General features: G+C 49.4%; 17 protein-coding genes and 1 pseudogene. 5 read left to right on the forward strand and 13 right to left on the reverse strand.

Annotation, left to right across the window (positions count from 1 at the left end):
- Nucleotides 1-201: 201 nt before the first annotated feature.
- Genes CWC46_RS17790 through CWC46_RS17805 form a run of 4 tightly spaced genes read right to left on the reverse strand, consistent with a single transcriptional unit; the run spans nucleotide 202 to nucleotide 6,185 of the window.
- Complete coding sequence (locus CWC46_RS17790; protein ID WP_084297631.1) at nucleotides 202-1,470, reverse strand: MFS transporter; 1,269 nt, start codon at nucleotides 1,468-1,470, stop codon at nucleotides 202-204.
- Nucleotides 1,470-1,865, reverse strand: a complete 396-nt coding sequence (locus CWC46_RS17795; protein WP_021015197.1) for a hypothetical protein — start codon at nucleotides 1,863-1,865, stop codon at nucleotides 1,470-1,472. The genes CWC46_RS17790 and CWC46_RS17795 overlap by 1 nt, the downstream gene beginning before the upstream one ends.
- A 3-nt stretch (nucleotides 1,866-1,868) precedes the next feature.
- On the reverse strand, nucleotides 1,869-5,015 hold the full coding sequence (locus CWC46_RS17800) for an efflux RND transporter permease subunit (RefSeq protein ID WP_021015196.1): 3,147 nt from the start codon (nucleotides 5,013-5,015) through the stop codon (nucleotides 1,869-1,871).
- Between the two features lie 12 nt (nucleotides 5,016-5,027).
- The gene (locus CWC46_RS17805; RefSeq protein ID WP_021015195.1) at nucleotides 5,028-6,185 is read right to left on the reverse strand and encodes an efflux RND transporter periplasmic adaptor subunit; all 1,158 of its coding nucleotides are present in this window, start codon (nucleotides 6,183-6,185) and stop codon (nucleotides 5,028-5,030) included.
- Nucleotides 6,186-6,408: 223 nt separating this feature from the next.
- Here CWC46_RS17805 and CWC46_RS17810 point away from each other — a divergent pair.
- Nucleotides 6,409-6,522 (forward strand): annotated as a pseudogene (locus CWC46_RS17810) (IS1 family transposase); the annotation flags it as partial.
- 49 nt (nucleotides 6,523-6,571) lie between these two features.
- Here CWC46_RS17810 and CWC46_RS17815 read toward each other — a convergent pair.
- From CWC46_RS17815 to CWC46_RS17825, 3 genes are read right to left on the reverse strand one after another with little or no spacing between them, the layout of a single operon-like run.
- The gene (locus tag CWC46_RS17815) at nucleotides 6,572-9,637 is read right to left on the reverse strand and encodes an efflux RND transporter permease subunit (protein ID WP_021015193.1); all 3,066 of its coding nucleotides are present in this window, start codon (nucleotides 9,635-9,637) and stop codon (nucleotides 6,572-6,574) included.
- Nucleotides 9,637-10,761, reverse strand: coding sequence for an efflux RND transporter periplasmic adaptor subunit (locus tag CWC46_RS17820; RefSeq protein WP_021015192.1), 1,125 nt, complete (start codon nucleotides 10,759-10,761; stop codon nucleotides 9,637-9,639). The genes CWC46_RS17815 and CWC46_RS17820 overlap by 1 nt, the downstream gene beginning before the upstream one ends.
- A gap of 24 nt (nucleotides 10,762-10,785) precedes the next feature.
- Nucleotides 10,786-11,598 (reverse strand): MipA/OmpV family protein, encoded by an 813-nt coding sequence (locus tag CWC46_RS17825; RefSeq protein WP_021015191.1) that lies wholly within the window; start codon nucleotides 11,596-11,598, stop codon nucleotides 10,786-10,788.
- 162 nt (nucleotides 11,599-11,760) lie between these two features.
- Here CWC46_RS17825 and CWC46_RS17830 point away from each other — a divergent pair, with 162 nt between their 5' ends.
- From CWC46_RS17830 to CWC46_RS17840, 3 genes are all read left to right on the forward strand, one after another.
- Complete coding sequence (locus CWC46_RS17830) at nucleotides 11,761-12,450, forward strand: response regulator (RefSeq protein WP_021015190.1); 690 nt, start codon at nucleotides 11,761-11,763, stop codon at nucleotides 12,448-12,450.
- 6 nt (nucleotides 12,451-12,456) lie between these two features.
- The gene (locus tag CWC46_RS17835; RefSeq protein ID WP_021015189.1) at nucleotides 12,457-13,641 is read left to right on the forward strand and encodes a sensor histidine kinase; all 1,185 of its coding nucleotides are present in this window, start codon (nucleotides 12,457-12,459) and stop codon (nucleotides 13,639-13,641) included.
- A gap of 201 nt (nucleotides 13,642-13,842) precedes the next feature.
- Nucleotides 13,843-14,604, forward strand: coding sequence for a CDP-diacylglycerol diphosphatase (locus CWC46_RS17840; protein ID WP_021015188.1), 762 nt, complete (start codon nucleotides 13,843-13,845; stop codon nucleotides 14,602-14,604).
- A gap of 292 nt (nucleotides 14,605-14,896) precedes the next feature.
- On the opposite strand, the gene CWC46_RS23020 is transcribed toward CWC46_RS17840, so the two are convergent.
- The 6 genes from CWC46_RS23020 to CWC46_RS17865 all read right to left on the reverse strand — a co-directional run bounded on the left by CWC46_RS23020 (nucleotide 14,897) and on the right by CWC46_RS17865 (nucleotide 21,543).
- A complete protein-coding gene (locus CWC46_RS23020; RefSeq protein WP_021015187.1) occupies nucleotides 14,897-15,043 on the reverse strand; it encodes a hypothetical protein in 147 nt (48 codons plus the stop codon).
- Between the two features lie 401 nt (nucleotides 15,044-15,444).
- The gene (gene gndA, locus CWC46_RS17845) at nucleotides 15,445-16,851 is read right to left on the reverse strand and encodes an NADP-dependent phosphogluconate dehydrogenase (RefSeq protein ID WP_021015186.1); all 1,407 of its coding nucleotides are present in this window, start codon (nucleotides 16,849-16,851) and stop codon (nucleotides 15,445-15,447) included.
- A gap of 186 nt (nucleotides 16,852-17,037) precedes the next feature.
- Nucleotides 17,038-17,943: a sugar phosphate nucleotidyltransferase gene (locus CWC46_RS17850; RefSeq protein WP_021015185.1), complete on the reverse strand. Its 906-nt coding sequence runs from the start codon at nucleotides 17,941-17,943 to the stop codon at nucleotides 17,038-17,040.
- Nucleotides 17,944-18,013: 70 nt separating this feature from the next.
- Nucleotides 18,014-19,180, reverse strand: a complete 1,167-nt coding sequence (locus CWC46_RS17855; RefSeq protein ID WP_021015184.1) for a nucleotide sugar dehydrogenase — start codon at nucleotides 19,178-19,180, stop codon at nucleotides 18,014-18,016.
- A gap of 114 nt (nucleotides 19,181-19,294) precedes the next feature.
- A complete protein-coding gene (locus tag CWC46_RS17860; RefSeq protein ID WP_021015183.1) occupies nucleotides 19,295-20,302 on the reverse strand; it encodes an NAD-dependent epimerase in 1,008 nt (335 codons plus the stop codon).
- A gap of 521 nt (nucleotides 20,303-20,823) precedes the next feature.
- Nucleotides 20,824-21,543, reverse strand: coding sequence for a glycosyltransferase family protein (locus CWC46_RS17865; RefSeq protein ID WP_051391469.1), 720 nt, complete (start codon nucleotides 21,541-21,543; stop codon nucleotides 20,824-20,826).
- Between the two features lie 848 nt (nucleotides 21,544-22,391).
- Between CWC46_RS17865 and CWC46_RS17870 the strand changes: the two genes are divergently transcribed.
- The gene (locus CWC46_RS17870; protein WP_021015181.1) at nucleotides 22,392-23,978 is read left to right on the forward strand and encodes a TerC family protein; all 1,587 of its coding nucleotides are present in this window, start codon (nucleotides 22,392-22,394) and stop codon (nucleotides 23,976-23,978) included.
- Nucleotides 23,979-24,056: the final 78 nt, after the last annotated feature.

Genomic DNA, 24,056 nt, shown 5'->3' on the forward strand with positions numbered 1-24,056 from the left:
GATCGAGGACTCTCTGGGGGGCGTCGAATTGAACTCTGGGTTAAAATAACATCGGTTACTTCTGATCATTGTGTTACCTGTTTTTGACTATGAGGCGATGATATCACCGCTATCCAGGTGACCAAATTCAGAATTCCACTTCAATAAAGTCTATCTTCTCAAGAGTCATAATCAGCCATAATGAAAGTATACTGATTGATTTTAAAGCATTTTCTCCAATTTAAGTAATTTAGGAGAAAGAAAACCGGTCAGACACACCAGGCCGCCAAGCACGCCCATCAGCACAAATAACCACCGAATGCCGATCAGTTCACCCAACGGGGTAGAGATCGCCAACCCAATCGGTGCCGCCAATCCCATCACGGTATTCAACAGCGATAACACACGCCCCTGCAAATGGTTAGGTATGGTGCTCTGTAACAATGCGGTGAGCGGCGCATCACCGAGAATAAAGGTGAAACCGCTCACCACCCACCAAGCAATCGCCACCCCAAAAAGCGTGGGCGGTACCAGAGCGGTCAACGCCAGAGAAAAACACGATGCAGTAAAGCCCCAAAGAATCCAGGGCATTTTCCTCCGTGGCGCACTTGCCGCCACCACCAAGCCACCGAGCACCATGCCTATGCCCTCCAGCCCTTCCATGAGGGCTACCTGAGGTGCGCCACCAGCGAAATATTCTTTCACCAGCAGCGGCACCAGCATAAACGACGGCATAGTAACCAGCACGACAATCCCTAGTAAACCATAGAGCCTACGCAGGCCGGGGTCTGACCATACCAACTGCAGCCCTTCGCGGAACTCGCGCCATATGCTGCTGGAGGCATTCATACCGGCGCATGCCTGAGGAATGCTGAATATCAGCAAAGGCACGATGCCAAGCAGCGCGGTGGAGACATCAATGCTTAGCGCCCAGCCCAGCGGCATCACGCTGATGGCAAGCGCCCCAAGGGGAGCGGCCGCCACCAGCGTCAAGGCTTGCAGAGTCTGATTGAGTCCCGCTGCGCGCGACAAGAAGCTATGCGGCACCAGCATAGACATGCTAGCTGCCGCCGCCGGGGCCTGAAAAGCTTGCATCGCGCTGCGGATAAACATCATGGTGTAAAGGTGCCACAGCTCGATACGCTGGGTCAGAAACAACACGATCAATACCAGCATGCACAACGCGCTGATCACATCAGCGCCGATCATCAGCAGACGCCGACTATAGCGATCGGCGAACGTACCGCCCAAGGGACTCAGTAAGGCCTGGGGTAGCAGTGCCGCCATGCCGGCAGTAGCCAGGGCGGACACACTGCCGGTGGTATCCGTTATCCACCACAACAGCACAAACTGCGTCAGGGCGGAGCCCAGCAGAGACAGCGCTTGCCCACTGAAAATAGCCCAAAACCGTATCCGCCAATACGGACCGGGGTCAATATTACCTTCCGGTTTGGGCTGGTCCATAGGAACCTGTTTTGATTCAAGACTCATCAGCATAAAGAATCCATACTATTTTGGGCATTTGCCGCATCGATGGTTACGACGGATGAGTCATTAACTAAACCACTCGCCAAGGCTTTATACAGTGTAACCGCATTACTAATTTCATTTCGGCGCAGATCCAGCAACGTCTGGCATATGGCATACAACTGTCGCCCGGCATCAAGCAGATCCCGGTTGTTGACCAACGAAAATACCGTCAACCGCGGCAATCGCAGATCGCCGAACATCCTATGCCAGCCTGAGTCAGCGGTTTGGTCGGTTATACTGGCCAAACCGCTCGGTACGGGAAACATTACCAGTACCGAAGTGACAGGCTTAACCAGTTTGGACGTCAGGAAACATACAATAAGTGTCAGAATGAAAGGAAAAACAAGAAACGGCATTATTTAATCCTTTCTAAACTGAGAATGGGCGTTCTTCCTAGCCCGACGATCGATGCGCCATGCCTCGAAACGCGCCTGTAGCCCCATGACAAATACAAAGAATATCGGAACAAAAAATACCGCCAGCAACGTCGCACTGACCATGCCGCCGAATACGCCCGTGCCGATAGCGTGCTGGGTTTCGGCGCTGGCGCCCATGGCAACCATCAGCGGCACCACGCCCAGCCCAAACGCCAGCGATGTCATCAAGATCGGCCGCAAGCGCAGTCGAGCCGCCAATACTGCGGATTCCACCAGCCCCTTACCTTGCTCGCGCAGTTGCTTGGCAAATTCCACAATCAGAATGGCATTTTTGGCCGACAGGCCAATAACCGTGATAAGGCCGATCTTAAAGAACACATCGTCCGGCAGGCCACGCAACAATACGGCTGCAACCGCACCGATCAGGCCCAGCGGCACCACCAGCATCACCGACAAAGGAATTGACCAGCTTTCATATAGGGCTGCCAGCACCAGAAATACCACTAGCATGGACAGCACCATCAGCATCGGTGCCTGCGTCGCCGACTGCCGTTCCTGCAAAGACTGCCCGGTCCATTCGACCGTAAAGCCCGGCGGCAACTGTGCGGCCAAACGCTCCATCTCGATCATTGCTTCTCCGCTGGACGTCCCCGGCGCGGCGCTACCCGATATCCTGGCTGTGGGGTAGCCCTGGTATCGCACCAGTTGCAACGGCATTTCGCCCCACACCGGCGTGACTACCTCGCGCAACGGCACCATACCACCCGCCGCGTTACGCACATAAAGCTTGAGCACATCGTCCAACTGCATGCGTGCCGGTGCGTCCGCCTGGATGATGACCTGCTGCATGCGTCCGGCATTGGGGAAATCGTTAACATAAAGCGATCCAATAGCCGCAGACAGGATTTCGCTGATATTGGTGAACGATACCCCTAACGCCTGGGCTTTAGTGCGGTCGATATCCAGGCGGATGCTGGTGCCAGCTGGCAGGCCATCAGGATACACACCAGTGACCTTTTTGCTCTGCTCGGCCAGTTGGATTAACTGACTTTGAGCGGCCAGCAGCGCGGCATTTCCCTGGTTGGCGCGGTCTTGCAGCCGCAATGCGAATCCCGATGCCGTACCCAGGCCGTCAATAGCCGGAGGCATCAGACTCATCACGGTGCCATCCGCTGTCTGCGACATAGCCTGCTGGGCTAGCCAGACTTCCTCCTGCGCCGTCGCGCCGTGGCGGTCACCCCAGTCTTTCAACGTGGTAAATGCCAGCGCAGTATTCGGACCTGAACCGGAGAATCCAAAGCCCAGGATGGAAAGATTCGCTTCCACACCGGGACGCTTAGCCACATACCGCTCAAAAACCTTGACCACATCAAGTGTGCGCTCCATCGTCGCGTCCGCTGGCAACTGGAACGAGGTCATGAAATTGCCCTGATCCTCTTCAGGTAGGAAGGCGGATGGCAATTGACGGAACGCCAGCACCAATACCACCACGATGGCGCCAAAGACCATCATAACCCGGCCAGTACGCACCATCAGCGCGGATACGCCCATTTCATAACCTTGTGTCAAACGGTCGAACCGCCGGTTAAATCCGCCAAAGAAGCCGCGCTTTTGTTGATGCGCCGACACCACCGGCTTAAGCAGAGTGGCACATAGGGCTGGCGTCAGGCTCAGCGCCAAGAAGGCTGAAAACAGGATAGGAACCGCCATTGATAACGCAAACTGTTTATAGATCACGCCCACCGAGCCACTGGCAAACACCATCGGGATAAACACCGCGGTCAGCACCAGAGTAATGCCGATCACCGCCCCGGTGATTTCACGCATCGCTTTTATAGTCGCCTCTTTTGGCGATAGGTTTTCGGTGGCCATCAGCCGCTCAACGTTTTCCACGACTACGATGGCATCGTCCACAATGATACCGATAGCCAGCACCATGCCAAACATGGTCAATACATTAATCGAGAATCCGGCAGCCAGCATCACCGCGAAAGTGCCCAGCAAGGCGATAGGTGCCACAATGGCCGGGATCAAGGTATAGCGGATATTTTGCAAAAACAGATACATCACCAGAAACACCAGTACCATAGCTTCCAGTAGCGTGTAGATAACCTTCTCGATGGAGACTTTTACAAACGGCGCGGTGTCAAACGGTATCGAGTAATGCATGCCACGCGGCATTGACCTACTCAGCTCCGCCAGCCTGGTACGCACCGCGTCAGAGGTTCTCACTGCGTTGGCGCCTGGTGAAAGCTGCACCGCGGCACCCGTGGACAGCTGACCGTTCAGGCGCGTACTAAAACCATAAGATTGCGCACCCAGAGCAACCCTGGCCACGTCGCCCATCACCACTTTAGAGCCGTCCGCATTGGCGCGTAGCACAATGGCTGCAAATTGCGCCGGTGTCTCCAACTGCCCTTGTACCGTCAGCGGAATGGTCACCCACTGCCCAGGCAACGCGGGTGCATCACCCACCCGGCCCGGCGCAATCTGGGCATTCTGCTGACTGATCGCAGTGGACAAATCGTTCATGGACAGGTTAAACGAGGTCAGTTTGGCCGGATCGACCCAAATACGCATTGCTCGTTCGGCGCCAAACAACTGGACACGACCCACGCCATCGATGCGCCTAAGCTCTTCGATAATGTTGCGCGACATGTAATCGCTCAACGCAATCTCGTCCAGGTGTCCGTCTGTGGAGGTCAAAGTAACAATCAGTAAAAAATCCGAGCTGGACGACTCGACGTCGACGCCATTTTGCCGCACCACCTGCGGCAAACGTGGTTCGATCGCCTTGAGGCGATTCTGTACGTCCACCTGAGCCAGATCGGGGTTGGTACCCGGCCTAAAAGTTACCGTAATTTGCGCAAAACCGGAAGTATCGGTGGACGACTCGAAATACAGCATATTTTTGACGCTGGACAGTTCCCGCTCAATTAAGCTCACCACCGAGTCATTCAAGGTTTGCGGCGTGGCCCCGGGATAGGACGCAGTAATGTTGACGGTTGGAGGCGCCACTGAGGGATAGCGTTCGATCGGCAATCTGGGAATGGCGATCAGGCCAAACAATACGATGAAGGCCGCAACTGTCCAGGCAAACACCGGGCGGTTAATAAAAAATTGTGGCATCACGAAATTTCTCTATGGTTTAACAGATTGCGGCGTGGGCGCGGAGGCATGGGTCAGCCATGGAGAAGACGCCACTTCGGCCCCCTCTGCCAACCGCTCCATCCCTTCAACCACAATGTTCTGACCAGCATGCAAACCTGTAAGGATAAGGTATTGGCGACCCACCAGCTCGCCGAGCCGTACTAATACCAAATGTGCCCGACGCTTCTCGTCTACGACCCAAATACAGGCATCCTCCCCATTACGCACCACCGCCTGCTGCGGCACCAATAGCGCCTCGGCATAGCTCCCGTGCGGCACACGGGCCCGCACGAACATGCCGGGCAATAGCAATCTTTGCGGGTTATCCACCAGAATGCGTAGCAGTACGTCGCCAGTGCTGGCATCCACATTAATGCCCGAGAACAGGATGCGGCCGTTAACCGGATAAGCATCACCATTATTGCGAAGAATGGCCACCGGCAGGCCGTGACTGTCAGCCGTATTTGCTGCGGCGAACACGCCACGCAAAGATTCCAACGTAGACGCCGGTTGCCTCACATCAACATAAACTTGATCGATTTGCTGAATGCGGGCCATGGGATTGGTGTCGGACGCCCCCACCAGCGCGCCCTCAGTGACCAGCGCCTGATCGATACGCCCTGAAATGGGTGCATCCACCGTAGCGAATGTCAAATCCAGACGTTTGCGCTCCAGAGTGGCCCGGGCCTCTGCCACCTCGGCGGCAGCCTGATCGCGTTGCGCGACCGCATCGTCATATACCTGATGGCTGACGGCGTTGGTGGCTACCAAAGGATGCAGACGCCCAGCATGCACTTTTGCGCGTACATACGCGGCTTCGACACGTTGCAAAGCAGCCGACGCTATGTCCACATCAGCTTTAAAGGGGGCCGGGTTAATCTGGAACAGCGGTTGGCCAGCTTTGATTTCAGCACCCTGTTCGAACAGGCGGTGCTGGACGATCCCGCCCACCTGAGCGCGGATTTCCGCCGTACGCACCGCAGCCACACGACCAGGCAATTCATTGGTTAAATCCACCTTGGTCGCCACCAGTGCCATGACTGAGACCTGTCTGGGCGTATCTATGCGTTTCTGCTCAGGCTCGTCGCATCCAACTAATATCAATGCCGCCAGACAAACCACTCCAATATTGCATCGCCACCAGTACATTTTCATATCCATTCAACATCGGTTTTTCTGGAAAGAGCCGCATTATGCAAAATGAAAATGGAGTTTAAGTTGGATATATGTGGAGGCATGATGGAGAGAGCAAATTAAATGACAAAATGGTATATCTGGCCGACAGTTAACGTAAATATCGCCCCACCTGAATAGCAGAGATGATGCCAACATATTGATTGCTGTCCAGTCATACCTTTTGGAGCCAGTTTCGATGGCAAGTATTGATATCATCTGTCTTTCCTGTAGCGCAGCAGATGGCGTGTTTCGCAATGGTAAAAATACCGCTGGTCATCAGCGCTATCGCTGTTTCCCTGCATATTGCAAGCTGCTGGGTATACATTAATGAGCCAAATGGCCAATACCAGCCAATAACGTCATTTTTTCCCTTCCCATTGCATCAGTAAACTCAGCGCCGCCGGTAATACCGTCAGCGTAAAGATCGTGGCCACCAGCAATCCACCAATAATGGCATACGCCATCGGCCCCCAAAACACCTGATGCGCAATAGGGATCATACCGAGAATTGCCGCACAGGCGGTGAGCAGAATAGGTCGTGACCGGTGACGAGCAGCCTCAATAATGGCCGTCTGCGCCGCCGCACCACGGCAGATATTGCGGTCTACTTCACTGATCAGAATAACTGCGTTACGGATAATCATCCCCGCCAGCGCAATCACCCCCAACAGAGCAACGAATCCCATTGGCGTACCGGTCGGAAACATCGCGGCCACCACGCCAATCAGCCCGAAGGGCGCCGTCAGAAACGCCAGGATCATCCGGGAAAAACGCTGTAGCTGAATCATCAGTAATATCAGCATAACCAGCACCGTCACCGGCAGAACGGCATATACCGAGCCATTGCCTTTGTCAGACTCGATAACCACCCCGCCTTCCTCAATGCGATATCCCGTCGGCAATGTGGCCCGGTAGTGCTCAATTGCCGCTGCCAGACCGGCAGAAACCGTTTGAGCACGCAGACCCGGAGCCACATCCAGTTGCACACTAATAAAGGGCTCACGCTGACGACGCCAGATAATCGGGTCATCGACACCATAAGTCACCGAGGCTATCTGACGGAGCGGCACAACATGCCCATCCGCAGTGGGGATTTGCAGATTGGCCACTGTCGCCACATCCTGCCGCTCATCCTGTCTCCCCCGGATGACAACATCAACCAACCGGTTACCGTCACGTACGGTAGTCAGCGTTGTGCCGGAGAAAATAGCGGCTAACTCACTGGCAACCTCCTGAGAACTCAAACCGACTGCACGCGCTTCGGTTTGGTTAAGCCCCACGTTTACCGTGCGTTCCGGCTCACCCGCCGTCAGATTGATATCCCGGGTGCCAGGATGCTTACTAATCAGGCTGGCAAGCTTTAAAGCAATATCGCGTACCCGCTCGACATCTGGTCCGCTGACCCGATATTTGAGCGGCCAGCCGACCGGCGGCCCCAGCTCCAGCGGAGACACCCGTGTTACCAGATTACTGAAATCACTTTCCATCACTCGATCTAGCCGTGTTTGTAACACATCACGCGCTTTCAGACTCTTGGCCACCACCACCAACTGAGCAATATTTTCACGGCTCAGCAACACATCCATCGGCAGATAAAAACGCACTGCGCCCGAGCCGATGTAGGTTGAGAAGTGATCCACATCTGGATCATTACTGAGTATTTTCTCCAGTCGCAACGCCTGCCGTGCGGTTGCAGATTGAGACGCGTTTGTCGGCAGTGTCAGACTGACCAATAATTCCGGACGATCCGACGCCGGGAAAAACTCGCCTTCGAGCTGGGTTGCGCCGAACACGGCAATAAGAAGCATAACCATGGCAATCAGTATGGTTTGAGCCCGGTGATTCAGGACATAACGCAGTAGGCTTTCATACCCGTTGGTCAAACGACCACGGCCAGCCTGGTGAATTACCGATTTGGCGGGCAGTAGCCAGACACCCAACAAGGGTGAAAACAGAATCGCCACAATCCAGGAGCTGAGCAATGCCAACAGCACGACCACGAACAGCGAAAAACAGTATTCTCCGGCACTGGACGCCGCAAACCCCACCGGAATAAAACCGGCAATCATCACCAGCGTTCCGGTTAACATCGGAAACGCCGTGCTTTCATAGGCCGAGGCTGCTGCCCGTTGCAGACTCCATCCCTCTTCCAAACGGGATACCATGGCTTCAACAGTAATCATGGCATCATCGACCAACAGCCCCAGAGCGATAATCAACGCGCCAAGCGAAATACGCTGTAACCCAATACCAGCGATTTCCATACCGGTAAACGTCATCGCCAATACAACAGGTATCGATGCGGCCACCACTAATCCTGCCCGGCTGCCAAGCGAGACGAAAGACACCGCCAGGACAATACCGATAGCTTCCATCAACACCCGGATAAATCCGTTCACCGCGTTTTTCACCACCACCGACTGATCCGCCACCTTGACGGCCTCAATCCCGTGCGGTAACCGGGCAACAATGGTTTTCATGCGATCCCGGATCGCCTGACCGAAATTGAGCATATTGCCAGTCGGTGCCATGGAAATGGCCAACCCGATGGCTTTTTCACCATTGACACGGAACGTTGGCACTGGGGGTTCTGCTGGTTCACGGGTGATTGTTGCAATATCGGTCAACGGAATAAAACGCCCCCCGACGTGCAATGTCACCTGACGCAAGCTCTGTTCAGAAACAAATGCCCCGCTGACATGCAGTGCAACCTTGTCACTACCGGTGCGGATGACGCCTGCCGGGGTCACGACATTCTGCGCCTTGAGTGTGTCAATCACCTGTTGGAGACTCAATCCCAGCCCTGCCAGCTGGCGCGGTGAAAACGCGATGACGATTTGCTCTTCCTCGACACCCAGCATCTCAATTTTGCCGATATCCGGAAGGGTCAGCAGTTCAGTACGGATATCGTCGACCTTATCGCGTAATTCACGCGATGAATAACCGTCAGCGGTAAAGCCATAAATCGTGCCAAACGTATCACCAAACTCGTCATTGACAGCGGGTGTGCTTACACCTTCAGGCAGTGACGCGGCAACATCCGTCATTTTTTTTCGGATGGTGTACCAGATATCAGGTACCGAAGCTGGCGGCACATCATCACGCAGATTAACGAAAACCACCGTCTCTCCGGCACGGGTGTAGCTCTCAAGATAATCAAGATAAGGTGTTTCCTGTAACTTCTTCTCCAGCGTATCCGTGACAAAATTAAGCGTGTCTTTCACCGTGGCACCCGGCCAGTTTGCCGACACCACGGCAGTTTTGATCGTAAAGGCCGGGTCTTCATTACGCGGCAGACGTTCATAACTCATCACGCCGGCGACCATCACCACCAGCATCAAAAACGCCACCAGTTGTTGATGGGCCAGTGCCCAGGCTGAAAGATTAAACCGACCTTTCATCGGCGAATGCGGACCGGAAGACATCAGTGTGATTCCTCATCCAGCAATACTTTTTCATCTGGACGCAGTTTGCTTACGCCGGCGGTAACCACCCGATCGCCGACCATCAGACCTGTAGAGACAAAAATCTGTGTTTTGCTATAACGGGCAACGCTAATCGGCTGCAGACGCAACAATTGAGTTGCCGGGTTGACCACATAAACGGCGGGCTGATCCCCTTGGCGGCTCAATGCAGAGGCCGGAAGCGGAAAGCTCGCGGTACCGGGCAGTTGAACCGAACCGAGGACGGTAGCACCGAACACCAGCGCCGCCGGTGGATTGTCCAGCGCGATGCGCACCCGGTAAGTTCGGGTAACCGGATCAGCCTGTGGGCTGACATCACGAACATGTCCCGTCCCCTTGACCGAGGGATCGGAGATCAGCGATACCGTAACAACCGGATTGGTAAGACCACTGTTAATCAGCTGTTCAGACACATCAAACACCGCATCACGCCCTGAAAGAGCCGCCAGTTTGATCACTTCCTGACCGGCGCTAACCACCTGACCGGGATTGCCGCTGACGGAAGTCACGACTCCCGCCTGCGGTGCAACCAGCTGCGTAAAGCTACGCCGTTCCTTCGCCCCTTTAAGGGTGGACTGTGCACTCTCACAGCGAGCGACAGCGGTTTCCCAGGTAGACTGGGCCTCATCAAGCTGTACCCGTGCTATCGCGCCACTCGGTGCCAATTTTTTCATCCGCTTTAAGTTGATCCCGGCCAGACGCTCTGCCGATATCGCGCTTTGCAGGCTAGCTTGTGCGCTTTGAAGCTGATTTTCGCTGTCACGTGGATCGAGTGTCGCCATCAGGTCACCGGCTTTTACGACCGCGCCTACATCAACCAGGCGTGTGAGAATACGGCCATCCAGTCGAAACCCCAGTGTAGTTTCCATATGTGGACGAATTTCACCGGTCAGAGTGACAAGCTCACCGCCATCAAGCGGTTCAGCGATAACCGTTTTCACCGCTCTCGGAACGGGAGTAGCAGAAGGATTTTCGGCACCATGACAGCCGGCAAGAAGCACACCGGACACGAGCAGAAGCGTACGGATAACCGGTTGCACGATGCGTGTCAGACAGACAAGTAAGTCACGATATATCATTGTCATAGCGGTCTATTCCACTTGTCTGCATTAAAAGCTATACAGAACAGCCACGTTTGCCTCGGTATTACTCCGCTTTTCCACCACTGGACTTTTAGCCACGTTATTGTTCAGCCAGAGAGACGACAGCGACACGTTGGTCGCCCAATGGGCTGTGAACTGATGCCCCCAGTTAATTCCCAACGCATAGCCATAAACACCGCGGCCCGTATGATAAGCAGACAACCCCGATCGGGCATGTTGTTGTTCCGTGACGCCGTAATAGATGTTGGTGAAACGGGAATCACCAAAGAGTGCATCAGCGCTCAGCGAAACCGTGTCATCGGTGGATACAGACTGCCAGACAGTACTCTTCAGCCCGGCGCGATATTGATTCCCCCTCTCGCGTTCACTCAGAGCGAATTCACCGCTTACTTCCGCGGCGAGCCACGGAGCGAACTGATATCCTGCAATCAATGTCGTGGTGACGGCCCCGTTGATGCTTCCCATGCCTCGTAATCGGTTCGCGCCGGGTCGCCAGTTATTATTTTTGTCGGCCCGTCCCGGGTCATACCCGATGGAATGATCAAGATAAAATCCCGCAGGAGACTGCCACTGCCAGCCAATGCCACGTGTTGAATCAACGTACAACGCGCCTCGCTGTATCTGCACTATTGGCAATACACTGTTCTGACGCTGACTTGAACCGGTATAACGTGGCGAGTTCCTGGCGGCAATGCCGACGGTCACTGCGGTATGATCTCCCCAGAAGGCTGACGACGCATCTGCGGCACAGGCAGAGGATAGTGGTAACAGGCAGATAACCGGCAGCATCATCGCCGGAATAATTTTTTTGATTTTCACACCATGTCCTTGTCTTGAGCGATAATCTCGCATCATGAAAAATTTGACGTATCAGGATCCGCATTGCTTTTTACGTCAATAACCCTGTGTCGGCAGCGATTATGCGGGTATTAAGTCAAGAAACGTTTTGTGGTTCTTTAAGATTTCATCAAGAGGTGAAACATGACGGAAAAGCGCGTTCTGATTATTGAAGATGACAGGGATTCAGCCAGCATACTTGAGGCTTATCTGAGACGTGACGGCTATCAGGTTTCTATTGCCACTGACGGGCAGAGTGGTCTTGACATGGCGTTAAGCGGGAAACCCGATCTGGTCTTGCTTGATATCATGCTCCCCAAAATGAATGGTTCAGAGGTGCTGTCCGCATTACGCAAGCACGGTAATATTCCCGTCATTATGGTAACCGCCATCGGTGATGAACCGGAAAGAATAGGCGCACTGCGCTACGGGGCCGATGATTACGTGGTCAAACCCTACAATCCACAAGAAGTGGTTGCCCGAGTGCATGCGGTACTGCGGCGCGTAAACTATAGCGCGCCAAAAGACGATGTACTGACTTTCGAAAATTTGTCGGTCGATCTTGACTCAGTAACCGCCCGAATTACGCCACCGTCGTCGGAAACAATAACGCTGGATCTTACTCCGACCGAATTCAATATTCTTGCCACACTATTGAGAGCACCCAACCGGGCATTTACCCGCAGTGAATTACTCGGAGCCTGCCTGCCGGAAAGTGACGCACTCGAACGGGTTGTCGATACCCATGTCCATAATCTCAGAAAAAAACTGAATGCCCACAGTATGGTAAACGTTCTGGTCACTGTTAGAGCCGTGGGCTATCGGTTTCGGTGAGAAATGATGAAAAAACTCGCTTGCTTGTCAGAAAAAACATCATTATGGCGATGGTTGTGCTTGCGTATTCTCTCGCTCGCCATCGGCGCAATCATCGTGATAGCGGCCTGCATGTGGCTGCGTTTTGCCTTGTGGAACGCCTATGTTACGCAGCACATGCCAGAAACGGTCAGGGCGGAGTTCAAGGCACTAATCGCACGCCAGGATTACACTAATCCCCGTTATCACCAGATAACCGATCAGTATTATGGCAAGGCGTTTTCTTCCCCTAACATCACCGGCAGTGACTGGCGAGCATTGGCTATTCTGGTGCTTATCGCGCTACCAATCATTGTAATACTGGGTTTATGGCGGGCTCGGCCTTTATCCCAGCAATTTTCGTATATTGCCCGTTCAGCGCGGGAGGTGACACAGGGTAAATTTGATACCCGAACACAAATCGTTGAGCAAGCCCCTCTGGAACTCACCCTGCTGGCTAATGATTTTAATCAAATGACCACACAACTGGAGCGTTATGAACGTGAATTGCGTGAGTCCAGTGCCGCCCTGGCGCATGAACTCCGCACACCGCTCAATGCGGCCATGGGGAGAATACAAGGCATGATCGATGGTGTTTTCCCACTGCAAAACGCCCAGCTAACCATGGTAATTAAACAGCTTGAGCAGCTCAACCATGTGATTCAGGATCTTCACTTTCTTTCCCTTGCCAGAGCGGGACAACTCATACTGGTTAAAACACCTTTCTATCTGGAGGAGGTGATTTCAGAAAGACTTTCCTGGTATCGACCACAACTGGAAGCCGCCGGTTTCTGCATCCAGCAACATATTGAGCAAACTGAATTTTGCGTAGCCGATCTTGAGCGATTGGGGCAGGTGTTTTCCATCCTGATAGAAAACGTACTGAACTATGCAAGTGAGGGGAAATATCTGGGCATCCACGTCATCGAACAGGAACATCAGTGGGTAATCAGTCTCTCCGACCACGGTCAGGGCATTGATCGCGACTCGCTGCCAATGCTATTCGATCGCTTCTGGCGCGCGGAGCATTCACGGGGACGGCATTCCGGTGGCAGTGGGTTAGGATTATCCATTGCGTCAGCCATCATTACGGCTCACTCTGGAACCATTCATGCCGTTTCTGCACAAGGAAAGGGGCTCACCATTGTAATTACATTACCCCGTGAAACCTGAAATCGCTCACTTTTGATCATCAGCAGGACAGAGCACAGAGACGCGTAACTGGCGTTCGACAGGCGACACTGAATGCGTTTAACGCAATTTAATTTTGAATGTCATATTGGTGACATTGGTTATTCACCATAATCTCCTAAAAATACAATTTCTCGTCTATCTTCCTTTTAGCTACATTCCATTCTGCCAGGAGAGATCAGGATGAAGTATAAAAAATTATTATGGGCCATCGCCATAGTGATTATTTCTTTATTGTTTGTCCTATGGTTTATTTTAGGACGGGGAAACAGTAATGCACTCTGGGAAATAGTGAGTCAGAAATGTGTTCCTAATCAGCAGAGTAATGGTAATCCTGCGCCTTGCTTAAACGTCGATCTGAAAGATGGATACGCCTTACTTAAAGACCTTCGGGGGCCTTACCATGATTTGCTGATACCTTCCACCAAAATTACCGGTATTGAAAGCCCGGTGCTCTTACAAAATAATACGCCTTCCTTCTTCGCGGCCGCATGGAATTACCGTGGGTATATTGTCAAAGAAATCGGTAAACCGGTAAAAAATGAATATTTGTCACTGAGCATTAATTCTCAATATGGTCGTTCTCAAAATCAGCTACATATTCATATATCATGTCTGCGACCTGAGGTTTACCATACGCTACATGAACAATCGACAGCAATTTCAACCCACTGGCAACCACTGGGCGTTGAACTACAAGGGCATAAATATCTGGCGATAAAACTATCTACAACCGATTTAACGCAATCAGATCCCTTTAAGACGTTATATCAATATGTTCATAGACAGGATGACAGCATGGGCAATTATGGTCTGGCTGTTGTCTTCACCTCCAGCGGAGACCCCATCCTGCTCGCCAATCGTCTTGATATTCTGGATGCTAATCGTGGATCGGCAGAAGAAATTCAGGATATTACCTGTGCACTGGTTAAAGAAAACAATTAACACGATGCGGCGTATACCTTAGATAGAATAACGCCCCGATAGCGTATTAAGAAACGGGGATACACGGGGCGGCCGCCACGTTCGGCCTCTTTCCGAGCCCCCCACATCTGAGCCAGGTGAACGACACCGGTGTTAAGCCAACAAGGCGTAAGGTCAGGTGAAGCCACCGGTTTTCCCGGCGACAACACTTACCCACGCCGTTGTTAATGATCAAGCAATACACCAGACTTTTGGGGTGCCGTCGAGAAGATAACGTAGTTTGCTATCAGGGGATTTAACTATGACCAGGAAACTAGCCATTAGACGGTTGAAAATGAAAACCACCAGGTCCTCCGCCAGGCCCCCCACCATGTCCACCACCACCCGGAGGAGGGAAAATACACCCATTCAGGGCGACCGTCAGAATAAGTAAACCCATCAGTTTTAATAAACGCTTCATGTTTTACCTCGTTATACACGTTATTCGGCCGCATCATAGAAAGGGGGCACCTGTTAAACAAGCATCTTATTCCTAAAAAAAAATGTATTAACAATAAGTTATGTTATTTACATATCTCAATGGGAAAATGACCGTTTCCTTTACGATAATCTGATTGTCGCCAGAAAACAGGCGAAAAAAAACTGACGCCAATCAAGTCAGTAACGACCAGACGTGCATCAGTTTTTGCTCAAAAAACCTGATAACGTTCCCAACGGTGAGTTATCACCACTCTGACTGACGAACACAACACCAGCACAGGCAGCAATAGTGATATTCTCTCGACGGATAGAAAAAAGCGCGGTTTGAACAGACGTTCAAACCGCGCTGACACTAATAATTAATCAAAACTGACGTCATGTTTATTCCAACCATTCGGTATGGAATACCCCATCTTTATCAGTACGCTTATATGTATGAGCACCAAAGTAATCACGCTGCGCCTGAATCAGGTTAGCCGGCAGAACCGCTGCGCGGTAACTGTCATAATAGGCGATAGCCGCAGAGAAGGTCGGGGTCGGAATGCCCTGCTGAACAGCGTAAGCCACAACATCACGTAACGCCTGTTGATAGTCATCAGCAATCTGCTTGAAGTAAGGGGCCAGCAGCAGGTTGGCAATATTGGCATTCTGGGTGTAGGCATCGGTGATTTTTTGCAGGAATTGAGCACGGATAATACAACCGGCGCGGAAAATCTTGGCGATTTCTCCGTAATTCAAAGACCAACTGTTTTCATCAGATGCTGCTTTCAGCTGAGAGAAACCTTGTGCATAAGAAACGATCTTTCCCAGATACAACGCACGACGTACTTTCTCCACAAATTCCGTTTTATCACCAGCGAATGGCTGGATTGTCGGGCCGGTTAGCACTTTTGATGCTGCAACCCGCTGAGATTTCAGGAAAGACAGATAACGCGCGAACACGGACTCGGTAATCAGTGACAACGGTTCTCCCAGATCCAGTGAGCTCTGACTGGTCCATTTCCCGGTTCCCTTGTTTGCCGCTTCATCCAGAATCACATCCACCAGATAGTTACCATCCTCATCTTTTTTGGTAAAGATATCAGCAGTAATTTCAATCAAATAACTGCTTAATTCACCTTTGTTCCACTCCGAGAATGTTTTAGCCAGATCGTCATTATTCAGGTTCAATGCCTGTTTTAACAGCGAGTAGGCTTCAGCGATCAACTGCATGTCACCATATTCAATACCGTTGTGTACCATCTTGACATAATGACCGGCACCATCAGCACCAATGTAGGTGACACAGGCTTCACCATCAGCACGAGCGGCGATTTTCTCCAAAATCGGCGCCACCAGTTCATATGCGTGTTTCTGTCCGCCAGGCATAATGGATGGCCCTTTTAGCGCGCCTTCTTCGCCGCCGGAAACCCCGGTACCAATGAAGTTGAACCCTTCGGCAGACAGTTCACGATTACGACGAATAGTATCTTTATAGAAGGTATTGCCACCATCGATCAGGATGTCACCTTTCTCCAAGTGCGGTTTCAGTGAATCGATGGTTTTATCTGTTGCTTCACCAGCCTTAACCATTAACAGGATGCGACGCGGTTTTTCCAGGGATTCAACAAACTCCTCAACGGTGTAGTAAGGCACCAGTTTCTTACCCGGATTTTCTGCTACAACCTCATCAGTTTTATCTGCAGAACGGTTAAAGATGGAAACGGTATAACCACGGCTTTCAATGTTAAGCGCCAGATTGCGCCCCATCACCGCCATACCGACAACGCCAATTTGCTGTTTGGACATTAAAGCAACTCCTGTCTGAAGGATAATCTACCTGTTGCGAATATATGCGACACAGGCAATTCAAAAGCAGACAGACATGGTAACTCAGCTAACGCTGGGTGGGTAGTAATTGGTTTGATAGGAAGAGGTGTTCTATAACACGGGGATAACACCCTGCCTGAGCATCCGCTCAGACAGGATTGGTCACTAGGCAGAATGTCTGGCGAGCAGTGTCTTGATGTTCTCTTTAAACGCAGCACCCAGTTCTGGATTATGTAATCCATAAGAGACGAAAGCCTGCGCATAACCCAGTTTACGTCCGCAGTTGAAATTATGGCCTGTCATCTGCACCGCATCAACCGGTTGATGTTTGATCAACTCGGCAATGGCGTCAGTCAACTGAATACGTCCCCAGGCACCCGGCAGAATCTGCGACAAAATCGGCCATGCATCCGCCGTCAGCACATAGCGTCCGACAGCAGAAAGGTCAGAACCTTCAGTAGGCGTTAGCTTCGGTTTTTCAACCATGGAAGTAATGACCGCTGAATCACCCGCGTTGATTAACGGCTGTGCGCATTCCACCACGGAGTATTCCGGCAATACTTCATAAGGACGGTGTTTTACCAGCACCTGACTGTGCCCGGTAGCTTCAAAACGAGAGATCAATTGTGCCAGGTTATCTTTGGATTGATCCGCCGAACTTTCATCCATGACCACATCCGGCAAAACAACAACAAAAGGTGCATCGCCCACAATGGGATGCGCACAGGAGACCGCATGTCCAAGTCCCAGCGTTTGCCCCTGGCGAACATTCATAATAGTTACACCAGCGGGACAAATAGCCTGAACTTCTGCCAATAACTGGCGTTTGGCGCGCTCTTCCAACAAGGATTCCAGCTCAAATGAGGTATCAAAATGGTTTTCGATCGCATTTTTGGAAGCATGTGTTACCAATACAATGTCCTTGATACCCGCATTGGCGCACTCATTAACAATCTTCTCAATCACCGGACGATCGACCAACGGTAGCATCTCTTTCGGGATAGCCTTGGTAACCGGTAATAAATTCATTCCCAAACCAGCAACCGGGATAATCGCTTTTAATGTTGTCATTCGTTGCTCTCTCAAAAAGAACCCGCAGTCTCACCTGCATTCAGAACACACTCTATCACTAGCTTTATACCTAATCGGAACCGAAGAGATCACGTGTATAGACTTTTGCTGCAACATCAGATAATTCCGATGCCATCCGATTAGACAGTATCACGTCCGAAATCTGTTTAAACTCCTCCAGATCATTGATAACCCGCGATCGGAAAAACTCGGTCTCTTTCAGCTCCGGCTCATACACTACCATTTCGATGCCTTTTGCCTTGATACGCTTCATTACCCCTTGAATAGCGGATGCACGGAAGTTATCAGAACCGGTTTTCATCACCAGGCGGTAAACCCCTACAACTTTAGGGTTTCGCTTAATCACCGAGTCGGAAATAAAATCCTTACGCGTCGTATTGGCATCCACGATGGCACGAATCAGATTATTGGGGACAGCCTCGTAATTTGCCAGCAGTTGCTTGGTATCTTTCGGCAAACAGTAGCCGCCATAGCCAAAAGAGGGATTGTTATAGTGCTGACCAATTCGCGGATCCAGTCCAACCCCTTCAATGATTTGTTTGCTGTCCAAACCCAACGTCTGTGCGTAAGTATCCAGTTCATTGAAATAGGCAACACGCATTGCCAGATAGGTATTGGCAAACAGCTTAATGGCTTCTGCTTCCGTGGAGCCGGTAAACAATACCGTGATATCGGTTTTTCTGGCACCCTGCACCAAAAGTTGAGCAAATTGTTCCGCACGTGGTGATTGTTCACCCACCACAATCCGCGATGGATACAGATTATCGTACAGTGCGCGACCTTCCCGCAGAAATTCTGGTGAAAAAATGATATTTCCCGTACCAAACTGCTCGCGTACCTGCTGGGTATATCCCACCGGAATAGTCGATTTGATGATCATCAGCGCGTGTGGGTTGACGGCAGTGACCTCACGGATCACCGACTCAACCGACCGGGTATTGAAGTAGTTAGTTTTGGGGTCATAATCGGTAGGTGTGGCGATAATCACGAAATCCGCCCCCTGATAGGCAGACTTGCCATCCAACGTTGCACGGAAATTGAGCGACGGATTACACAGAAACTCTTCAATTTCTTTATCTACAATCGGTGAAATGCCTTTATTCAACATTTCGACCTTTTCGGCGAGAATATCTACCGCCACTACTTCATTATGCTGCGCCAGCAGCATTGCATTGGACAGGCCAACATAGCCAGTGCCCGCAATTGCTATTCTCATTTTTCAGTCACATTAATCAATATATTGTACGCAATGTACAAATTAAAAAAGAAATAGCAATGTAGCAGAAGACAACGTCTGCATATATATTGCTGTGCATCGATAACCAATTATTCAGACTTGATAAAAATCGCGGTACCAGTCGACAAAGGCCTGAACACCTTCGACCACGCCTACTTTAGGGCGATAGCCGGTCATCGCCAACAGGTCTTCAGTATCGGCGTAAGTTTGGTACACATCGCCTGCCTGCATTGGCATAAAGTGCTTTTTCGCTTCAATGCCGAGTGCATTTTCCAATGCAGTAACAAAATCCATCAGTTTCACCGGACTGCCGTAACCGATATTGTACACTCGATACGGTGCCGAACTGGTTGCCGGAGATCCATTTTCCACCGTCCAGGTGCTGTCTGCGACAGGAACCTTATTCACAATACTCACAACACCATCAACAATGTCAGTGATATAAGTAAAATCACGACGCATATCGCCATGGTTATAAATATCAATGGGATTGCCGGCCAGTATGCTCTTGGTGAATTTGAACAATGCCATGTCCGGCCGCCCCCACGGACCATATACCGTAAAAAAGCGTAACCCCGTCGTGGGAATGCCATATAAATGCGAATAGGAGTGCGCCATCAGCTCATTGGCTTTTTTGGTGGCGGCATATAGTGAGACAGGATGATCCGTCGAATCACAGGTAGAGAAAGGTGTTTTACCATTCAGACCATACACTGAACTGGAAGAGGCATACAGCAGATGCTCAACATCATGATGACGACAGCACTCCAGAATATTCAGATGCCCGATAAGGTTGCTATCAGCATATGCCATCGGATTTTCCAGCGAATAACGCACACCGGCCTGTGCCGCCAGATGAATAACCCGGTCAAATTTTTCTGCGGCAAAAAGCGCATTCAGCCCTTTGCCATCATAGATGTCCAGTTTTTCAAAACGGAAACGACTCACTGTCTGAAGTTTTTGCAAACGCGCTTCTTTGAGAGAGACATCATAGTAATTATTAAGGTTATCAATGCCGATAACATCATGTCCGTCAGCGCACAGTGACTGACTTACATAAAAACCGATAAACCCGGCCGCACCGGTAACAAGAAATTTCATTACAACCCCTTATATAACTTCACATATGATGCTGCAGCAGCATTGATATCATATCGTTTATTTAGACTATTATTAATACTACTTGTTTTTTAACTGAAACCATCAATTTTCTAAGCTGACAATATTATTGCGCTTATATACCAAAATAATTCGAGTTGCAGGAAGGCGGCAAGAGAGTGAATCCCGATGAGCTTACTCAGATAAGTGATTCGGGTGAATGAGCGCAGCCAACACACCTGCAACTGGAAGTATGACGGGTATAAATATATATTACATGTTGATGTCATAGATATAATCTAACATAAGATTAACCATCAGAAATAAGGCAACTTTAAAAAACATAGGTATTTAATAAAATTCGAATACATTCATTAACCCACATTTACATATTAAAAATAGAATTTGAATATCCACTCAAACTCTATAAAGCATAAAACTTCCATACGTATGATGAAGAACAATGAATTATAATTCAAAAACCAAGAATGAACAGTCCTGTCCTAAAGAATGGAATCATCACATCATTTAATTATCATTTTCTTAATTGTAAAAATCAAGATACTCTTTATATGCCAAAAAAAATGCCTGGAAAATATTTTTCGATTATTATACTGAGCATAGTGCACCGCCTTTACCATAGGTAAATATAGTGGCTTTATGTTCTTCTTCGTTGAGCGATAACAGATATCTATATCCTCACAGTACATAAAATATCGTTCATCAAATCCTTTTAAATTAGCATAATGGCTCACTTCAAAAATCATAAAAGAACCGGCCAACCAATCCACATAAGCGATATCATTGACCTCTTTTCTATTTATTACAGTATCATTCTTACCTAAAAAGAATGATTTAAAAAAATCAGACAAAACCGGGTAATGCCTAATGCCCTTATCATGAATTGTGAAATTTTCATCTGTGAATAGATTTATACCCGCTAATTTAAAATGATACTGGTCATGAAGAGAAATAATTTTTTCAATTTCTTCGCATGTAATAAGCACATCTGGATTTAATACAATAAACAGATCATTGTCTTTAGGATTAAACTTATCTTGTATATATTTAAATATCAAATTATTATTTTCGCCAAACCCTAGATTTTTTTTATCATCAATATAATCAATATTATTTTCCAAACAAAAAACATCAAACCCAGAGCGATAACGTTCTGAATTCTCTTTTACAACAACTTTATATTTTTTTGCAAGGTCAGGAAGGCAATGAATGTTTTTTATCATGCATTGATGACCATGTGAAACGACTGAAATATATACATTCATATTAAAAATATTCCGAGCATAAAATTTCATGCTCTCTAAGTATTCTTTATTAACAAGACAGATGCTATACCAATCGACCGTTTAATATTTGTATTCTATCACTCTCAAGTATGTTCACAAAATTCTGCTAATCAACATGATGCAAAGCAGAACAATATCTTCACATTCAGTTAATACACACCATTAATCTGAAAAAATCCACAAACCAGCGAACAGAAAAACGCCAGATCAGATGCCTATCAGAAATGCAGGGATTTTTCATACAAAAGAAAAAATCAAGCGGTTAGATTTAAGATTTAATCATAAAAAACAATAACAGGCAGGAAAAAGCAGTTTACACTATGAACTAAATAACGCACATGCACGCTACCGCCTTGGCTTTCTGGCTACCAATGCGCGACCAACCACAAATCCGAACTTGTGTCCATCACTATATCAATCTAAAGTGGCACCTAAAGATCAGAACACCCTTTGCTGAAACGAAGTAAAACAGCTGCCGCTACATTATTAACTGCATATAACATAATACAAGTGAAATATCCCGAATGAGGGAAATTTTACCAAGCTATAACTATCTTTTACATTTGAATTTCCGGGCATTTCTGTCTTCTGCACTTTTCGATCTCCATTCCGAATTTATATATGCTTTATCACCGAAGAAATTTTACAATAAAATGCTGTAGGGAGTAGTATTCGATGGGTTATTAATTCTTTCTCTCTCCCTAAGAAATCGCCTAACATAGACAACAAACGAACAAATCAAATAAAATTTAGAATATTATTCCAAAAAAAGGTAAAAATTCAGTATGGAATGGATAGTTGATCCAACAGTGTGGGCAGGATTGGCAACGCTGGTGGTGCTTGAGCTGGTATTAGGCATCGACAACCTGGTCTTCATTGCGATTCTTGCTGAAAAGCTGCCGGAAAAACTGCGGGACAAGGCTCGTGTTGTCGGTTTATTACTGGCACTGCTGATGCGGTTCATCCTGCTCTCCTCTATATCTTGGCTGGTTTCCCTTACTAATCCGCTGGTTACAGCGCTGGATCACGCTTTCAGCGCCCGCGATATTATCATGCTGGTCGGGGGATTGTTCCTGTTGTTCAAAGCTACGATGGAGCTTAACGAAAGGCTGGAAGGCAAGGATCAGGGACAACAGACTCAACACAAGGGCGCACGTTTCTGGCCGGTTGTCGCACAAATTGTCATTCTGGACGCTATTTTCTCTCTGGATTCAGTTATCACCGCCGTAGGGATGACAGAGCATCTACTGGTTATGATGGCAGCCGTCACCATTGCTATCGGCTTAATGTTACTGGCCAGCAAACCACTGACTCGTTTTGTCAATGCGCATCCGACCATCGTCATTTTATGCTTGAGTTTCCTACTGATGATTGGTTTTAGTCTGGTGGCCGACGCCTTTGGTTATCATATTCCTAAAGGCTATCTCTATGCGGCCATCGGCTTCTCCGTGATGATTGAAATGCTCAATCAGATTGCGCAGTTTAACCATAAACGTTTTCTCTCTTTGTCTCTGCCGTTACGTCAACGAACAGCGGAAGCGGTATTACGAATGCTACGGGGCGAACATAAAGATGCCGAACTGGATAACCAGACATCAGCCATGATTGCGGACAACACCGGCGACGCCGGTCAATCAGTTTTCAACCGACAGGAACAACGGATGATTGAGCGGGTGTTGGGCATGGCTCAACGTTCAGTGAGTAGCATTATGACCTCGCGGCACGATATAGAAAATGTAGATATCGACACCGAAACTGAACATTTCCCTGCTTTGATGGAAAAAAATCAGCATACCCGGCTGGTAGTGACAGACAAAAATGTATCAAATGAACCACTCGGTGTCGTGCACATTATCGATTTGTTACGCCAGCAGCTTAATTGCCAGCCTCTGGATCTGCGCAAGCTGATCCGTCAGCCACTAATTTTTCCAGAACAGCTATCGTTGTTATCAGCACTCGAACAGTTTCGTGAGGCCCATACACACTTTGCTTTCGTGGTGGATGAATTCGGCTCGGTAGAAGGGATTGTTACATTAAGCGACGTCATGGAGACCATTGCCGGGAACCTTCCATTGGAAGGTGAAGAGTTGGATGCTCGCCATGATATTCAGGAAAATGAAGATGGTACGCTGACCGCTAACGGTTATCTTCCCGTAGAAGATTTGATGATGTATGTCCCGTTACAATTGGATGAAAAGCGTGAATATCATACTCTGGCCGGATTGCTAATGGAGTACTCACAAAAAATCCCACAAGAAGGTGATGAAATCGTCATTGATGGATATCGTTTCAATGTGCTGACGGTCGAAAGTCACCGCATACTCAAAGTGTTAATTATTCAGGATACGCCACAGTCCGATTACGAGGTTTGAAATACAGCGGTTTAAATACACGATGGTGGCAAGTTAAACGGTCAAAATGACTCTGCAGGCGTATATATCGCCTGCAGA

The organism is Prodigiosinella confusarubida, from assembly GCF_002847015.1.
In the GTDB taxonomy this organism is placed as follows: domain Bacteria; phylum Pseudomonadota; class Gammaproteobacteria; order Enterobacterales; family Enterobacteriaceae; genus Prodigiosinella; species Prodigiosinella aquatilis.

Bases quoted from the DNA above. Each gene is read 5' to 3' on its own strand.
- CWC46_RS17790 (WP_084297631.1), bottom strand. From the start codon at position 1,470: ATGAGTCTTGAATCAAAACAGGTTCCTATGGACCAGCCCAAACCGGAA.
- CWC46_RS17795 (WP_021015197.1), bottom strand. From the start codon at position 1,865: ATGCCGTTTCTTGTTTTTCCTTTCATTCTGACACTTATTGTATGTTTC.
- CWC46_RS17800 (WP_021015196.1), bottom strand. From the start codon at position 5,015: ATGCCACAATTTTTTATTAACCGCCCGGTGTTTGCCTGGACAGTTGCG.
- CWC46_RS17805 (WP_021015195.1), bottom strand. From the start codon at position 6,185: ATGTACTGGTGGCGATGCAATATTGGAGTGGTTTGTCTGGCGGCATTG.
- CWC46_RS17815 (WP_021015193.1), bottom strand. From the start codon at position 9,637: ATGTCTTCCGGTCCGCATTCGCCGATGAAAGGTCGGTTTAATCTTTCA.
- CWC46_RS17820 (WP_021015192.1), bottom strand. From the start codon at position 10,761: ATGACAATGATATATCGTGACTTACTTGTCTGTCTGACACGCATCGTG.
- CWC46_RS17830 (WP_021015190.1), top strand. From the start codon at position 11,761: ATGACGGAAAAGCGCGTTCTGATTATTGAAGATGACAGGGATTCAGCC.
- CWC46_RS17835 (WP_021015189.1), top strand. From the start codon at position 12,457: ATGAAAAAACTCGCTTGCTTGTCAGAAAAAACATCATTATGGCGATGG.
- CWC46_RS17840 (WP_021015188.1), top strand. From the start codon at position 13,843: ATGAAGTATAAAAAATTATTATGGGCCATCGCCATAGTGATTATTTCT.
- CWC46_RS23020 (WP_021015187.1), bottom strand. From the start codon at position 15,043: ATGAAGCGTTTATTAAAACTGATGGGTTTACTTATTCTGACGGTCGCC.
- gndA (WP_021015186.1), bottom strand. From the start codon at position 16,851: ATGTCCAAACAGCAAATTGGCGTTGTCGGTATGGCGGTGATGGGGCGC.
- CWC46_RS17850 (WP_021015185.1), bottom strand. From the start codon at position 17,943: ATGACAACATTAAAAGCGATTATCCCGGTTGCTGGTTTGGGAATGAAT.
- CWC46_RS17855 (WP_021015184.1), bottom strand. From the start codon at position 19,180: ATGAGAATAGCAATTGCGGGCACTGGCTATGTTGGCCTGTCCAATGCA.
- CWC46_RS17860 (WP_021015183.1), bottom strand. From the start codon at position 20,302: ATGAAATTTCTTGTTACCGGTGCGGCCGGGTTTATCGGTTTTTATGTA.
- CWC46_RS17865 (WP_051391469.1), bottom strand. From the start codon at position 21,543: ATGATAAAAAACATTCATTGCCTTCCTGACCTTGCAAAAAAATATAAA.
- CWC46_RS17870 (WP_021015181.1), top strand. From the start codon at position 22,392: ATGGAATGGATAGTTGATCCAACAGTGTGGGCAGGATTGGCAACGCTG.